A 4,980-nucleotide genomic window follows, 5' to 3' on the forward strand; every position below is an offset into this window, starting at 1 on the left:
CACTTCCGCGCAGGGATCTTCGAGCTCCGCCTCGCTCTTCGTGTTCGTCATAACGAGCCATGCTTTTACATGATGACTGTCATTCTATTGACAGTCCCAGTGTGCATTGTATTTTGGAAAATGTCAAGTTTCCTAATTTAACTCGTTACGTGTGACTGAGACTTTCGCTTTCGCAGCAACGGTTTAAGCCAAGAGGAGGGCTACCATGACCCGTCATTCCACCGCCTTCGAGGCCGAACAGGCGCTTCCCGCCGAGACCGTGCAAAAGCTGGTTCCCGCGGAGGCTTTGGCGCCGGAGACCCCTCAACCCACTGCAAAGCCGGTCCATGGCGGGCTGCGCCGCTTGTTGATGGCAGGTGCTGCCGTTGCGGTGCTGGCCGGCGCATCCTGGTACGGTTTCGACTACTGGACGGTCGGCCGTTTTCTGGTCTCGACCGACGACGCCTACGTGAAGGCCGACAACACCACCGTCGCGCCGAAGGTGTCCGGCTATCTTCATGAAGTCCTGGTCGGCGACAACGAGCGCGTAAAGGCGGGCCAGGTGATGGCGCGGATCGACGACCGCGACTTCAAGGTCGCGCTCGATCAGGCCAAGGCCGACGTCGCTGCGGCGGAAGCCGCGATCGCCAGCAAGCGCGCCCAACTCGACGTGCAGCAGGCGGTGATCGACGCCGCCAAGGCGACGCTGGACGTCGACACGGCGTCTGCGACTTTCACCACCCAAGAGAACAAGCGCTATACCGACCTCGCCGCGACCGGCTACGGCAGCGTGCAGAATGCGCAGTCGGCGCAATCGCGCAATGCCGGCGCGCTCGCCGCCATCGAACGCGACAAGGCGAACCTCGCCTCGGCCTTAAAGCAGGTTGAACTACTCAAGGCCGAAATCGCGCAATCCGCCGCGACCGTCAAACGCGCCGATGCGCTCCAGCAGCAGGCTGAACTCAATCTCTCCTACACCACCATCGTCGCGCCAATCGACGGCGTCGTCGGAAACCGCACCTTGCGCGCAGGACAATATGTCCAGGCCGGCACGCAATTGATGTCGGTGGTGCCCGCAAGCGGCGCCTATGTGATCGCGAACTTCAAGGAAACGCAGCTCACCCATGTGCAGGCCGGCCAGGCGGTCGACATCGACGTCGACATGTTCCCCGGCAAGTCCGTGCATGGCCACGTCGATAGTCTCGCACCCGCCAGCGGCCAGGAATTCGCGCTGCTGCCCCCGGACAACGCCACCGGCAACTTCACCAAGGTGGTGCAGCGCATTCCTGTCAAAATCGCGCTGGATGCATCGAGCGTCGAGCTTCGCCCGGGCATGTCGGTGATCCCGACCATTCAGACGCAAAAACGCCAGGCGGTGGCGGTGAGCGCGCCGCATCCCGGCACCTCCTCCAGCGTTGCGCTGCTCGCCTCGCAAAATGACGTCAAAGAGAAGATGCCGAAATAAAAGAGACCAAAGGTGATGTCATGTCAGACCTTGCACTCTCGAGCTCTCCCCGACCCGCCCCTCTCGGCAACGTGACGTTAGCGGTGACGCCGGCTACTCCGGGGCGCGCCAGCGCCACGGTCTGGATCTCGGTAATGGCCGCCATGATCGGCGCGTTCATGGCGATCCTGAACATCCAGATCACCAACGCCTCGCTGTTGAACATCGAAGGCGGCATCGGTACCGGCGTCGATAACGGATCGTGGATTTCGACGTCGTATCTGATCGGCGAGATCGTGGTGATCCCGCTGACCGACTATCTCAGCCGGATGTTCTCCTACCGCAATGTCATCCTTTCCTTTGCGACATTGTTTGCGGCGTTTTCCGTCGCCTGCGCCTTCACCCATGACTTGCCTTCGATGATCGCGATGCGCGGCTTCCAGGGCTTTTTCGGCGGCGTGCTGATTCCGATGGCCTTCACACTGGTTTTCACCAAGCTGCCGAAGCCGCAGCAACCGATCGGCTTGGCTATGTTCGCGCTGGCCGTGACCTTTGCGCCCGCGATCGGCCCGACCATCGGCGGCTATCTCACCGAGAATTACGGCTGGCAGACGATCTTCTTCGTCAACGTGATCCCGACCATGGTCATGGTGACGGCACTCTATTTCACGCTCGAACGTCAACCGATCCGGCTCGGCCTGCTGGCCGAAGGCGATTGGTTCGGCATCCTGACGATGGCGGTCGGCCTTGCCTCGCTACAAGCCGTGCTGGAGGAAGGCAACAAGGACGACTGGTTCGGTTCGCCCTTCATCGTCAAACTCACAGTTATCGCCGTCGTCAGCCTCGCACTGTTCATCGCCAACGAACTGATCGTGGAGAAACCCCTGCTGCGCCTGCGCCTTCTCACCCAGCGCAGCTTTGGTTTCGGCACCATTTCCGCCGTCTTCCTCGGCTTTGCCCTGTTCGGCACGGTCTATCTGCTGCCGGCCTATCTCGGCGAGGTGCAGCACTACAATGCCGAACAGATCGGCGCGGTGCTGGCCTGGACCGGCCTGCCGCAGCTGGTTCTGATCCCGCTGGTGCCGAAACTGATGCAGCGCTTCGACATCCGCTTCATTGCGTTTACCGGCATGAGCCTGTTTGCGCTCTCAGCCTTCATGAACACGACGATGTCGCTCGACTATGCCGGCGACCAGCTCTTCGTGCCCAACATCGTCCGCGCGATCGGCCAGGCGCTGACGCTGGCGCCTTTGAGTGCGATCTCGCTCGGCAGCGTGGCGCCGCAGGATGCGGCCGCGGCCTCCGGCATTTCCAACATGATGCGGAACCTCGGCGGCGCCGTCGGCACGGCGCTGCTCGCCACCATCGTGACCAAGCGCGAGCAGTTCCACTCCAACATCATCGGTCAGGCCGTCCATCTCGGCCGCGAGGAAGTGCGCACCCGGATCGAGCAGATGACCAACTTTTTCCTGGCGCATGGCGTGCCCGATCCCGCGACCGCGCATCGGCAGGCGATCATTTCGCTCGGCAGCGCGGTCAAGCAGCAGGCTTTGGTGATGGGCTTCAGCGACACCTTTGCGGTCGTAGGCATCGTGCTGGTGATAGCCGGCATCGCTATCCTGCTCACCGGCAAACCGAAAGGCGGCGCTGCCGCAGGCGGCGGGCACTGAGCGGCCTTGCACCGACAGGTCGCGCCATGGAGCCCTGAGCGCAAGATCGAAAAGATGTGTTCGGGAAGCGGTTGGCCGGAAGTCGGACTCGTTCGCCTTGTTTTGTGACCGTCTTTGGTACAAGGCTGAAGCGGCCATGCAATCTCGCTAGGCCGCCCGGACTGTCGTCAGAAAACCCTCAATCTCTCGTTTCAAGCGTTCAGACTGTTTTCCGAGTTCGCCGGCCGAACTGAGGACCAGTTCCGCGGCGGCTCCCACCTGGCCTGACGCCTTGGTGACACCAGCAATGTTTTGCATGACCCCTTGTGTGCCCTGAGCTGCCTCCTGCACGCTGTGGGCTATTTCTTTGGTCGATCCGTGCTGCTGGTCGACTGCTGCGGCAATTGTTTTAGCGATCTCGTTTATCTGGCCGATTGTAGCGCCGATCTCGCGAATGGCCTGGGCCGTTGTTCCGGTGGCATTGCGGATCGCGTCGATTTGATCGGCGATCTCCTCAGTCGCCTTCGCGGTCTGTGTCGACAGCGCCTTCACTTCGTTTGCCACGACGGCAAAACCCCGACCTGCATCACCTGCTCGCGCGGCTTCGATGGTCGCGTTTAGGGCCAGGAGATTGGTCTGGGCGGCAATGTTTTGAATGAGACCCATCACTTCCCCAATTTTCTGTGTCGCCTCCAGCAGCCCTTCCACCATTTCATTCGTGCGGTCCGCCTGCGCAACCGCGCTTTGCGCGATCGATGCCGAGTGGTCGATTTGACGAGAGATTTCCTGACCGGATCTCGAAAGTTCCTCGGCGGCGGCAGCCACGGTCTGTACATTTCCGGTAGTCTGCTGTGCGGCCGAGGCGACGGTCGTGCTCTGTCGTGTCGTTTCCTTTGCAATTTCCGACAGCGATTGCGCCGAGTTCTGCATTTCGGCGGCGGCTGAAGCGGCCCCAGCGACGATCGCGCCGACGCTCGTCTCGAATACGCTCGCGATCTGGTTCATGGCCAACTTACGCTCCGCAACGGCGCGAGCGGTTCCCTCCTCTCGCTCGGCACGGAGGCGTTCGGCGTCAATCAACCGAGTCTTGAAGATGGAAAGGCTGCGCGCAATGCGGCCGATCTCGTTTCGATGCTCAATGAAGGGAACCTCAGTGTTCAAGTTGCCCTTGGCCAGATCATCCATGGCGCCACATATCTCGCCGAGCGGACGAACCAGGCCGCGACCAAGGACGAACGCGACCATTCCTGCGATGAGCAAGCCGCCCAGTCCCCCCAAGGCAATCCAGATAGCCCGGACGAACACCACGGCGTCGACATCGTCGGTATAGACGCCCGCCTGGATAGCGAGCAAATCGTCGCCCGCACCATACCCCCCGGCATAGGTGAGTTTCGGCTGCTCGGGCCCACCCGTCGCCTTTGGCACCTGGTATTCGAGAAAGCCGCCGCCGGTCCGAGCTTTGCCGATGATATTTTGGATCAGTAGCTGACCCTTGTGGTCTTTGTAGTCCCAGCGGTTGACATTGATGTATTTCGGGTTGGCATGCACGTAGGTGACACCGGCATTCGTGCTTCCGGCGCCGTAGATTCCAAGATAGTCACTGGATTTGCCCCAGCGCATTGCGCCGATCGCATCGAAGGCAAGTCGCCGCGCCTCCTCTGCAGGAATCTTGCCGCTTCTAGCTTTCTCGTCGTAGTTCACGAGAATCTTCTTCGCGGCCTCGACCATGTCGAAAACCTTGGTTCGACGTTCCTCAAATACGGTATCGCGAAGCACCATCACTTGCGCAAAAAGCGCAGCGACGAAGACGATGGTTAGAACGGCGATGATCAAGCCAAATCGTTGGTAGACACTCAGGTGCCGCATCACAGTTCCTTCGTGAAATTAGCGGTTCTGATGGTATCTTTA

The 4,980-nt window shown here is 60.7% G+C and carries 3 protein-coding genes; 2 read left to right on the plus strand and 1 reads right to left on the minus strand.

Annotated elements, in window-relative coordinates; genetic code table 11:
* The first annotated feature begins 205 nt into the window (after positions 1 to 205).
* Together WB528_RS05090 and WB528_RS05095 are read left to right on the plus strand one after the other, a co-directional pair.
* Positions 206 to 1,444: an HlyD family secretion protein gene (locus WB528_RS05090; protein WP_423887337.1), complete on the plus strand. Its 1,239-nt coding sequence runs from the start codon at positions 206 to 208 to the stop codon at positions 1,442 to 1,444.
* Between the two features lie 20 nt (positions 1,445 to 1,464).
* Positions 1,465 to 3,093: a DHA2 family efflux MFS transporter permease subunit gene (locus WB528_RS05095; protein ID WP_423887338.1), complete on the plus strand. Its 1,629-nt coding sequence runs from the start codon at positions 1,465 to 1,467 to the stop codon at positions 3,091 to 3,093.
* Positions 3,094 to 3,240: 147 nt separating this feature from the next.
* Here the strand turns inward: WB528_RS05095 and WB528_RS05100 are convergent, their stop codons facing one another.
* The gene (locus WB528_RS05100) at positions 3,241 to 4,938 is read right to left on the minus strand and encodes a methyl-accepting chemotaxis protein (RefSeq protein ID WP_423887339.1); all 1,698 of its coding nucleotides are present in this window, start codon (positions 4,936 to 4,938) and stop codon (positions 3,241 to 3,243) included.
* Between the last annotated feature and the right edge of the window lie 42 nt (positions 4,939 to 4,980).

The organism is Bradyrhizobium sp., from assembly GCF_049586575.1.
GTDB lineage: Bacteria > Pseudomonadota > Alphaproteobacteria > Rhizobiales > Xanthobacteraceae > Bradyrhizobium.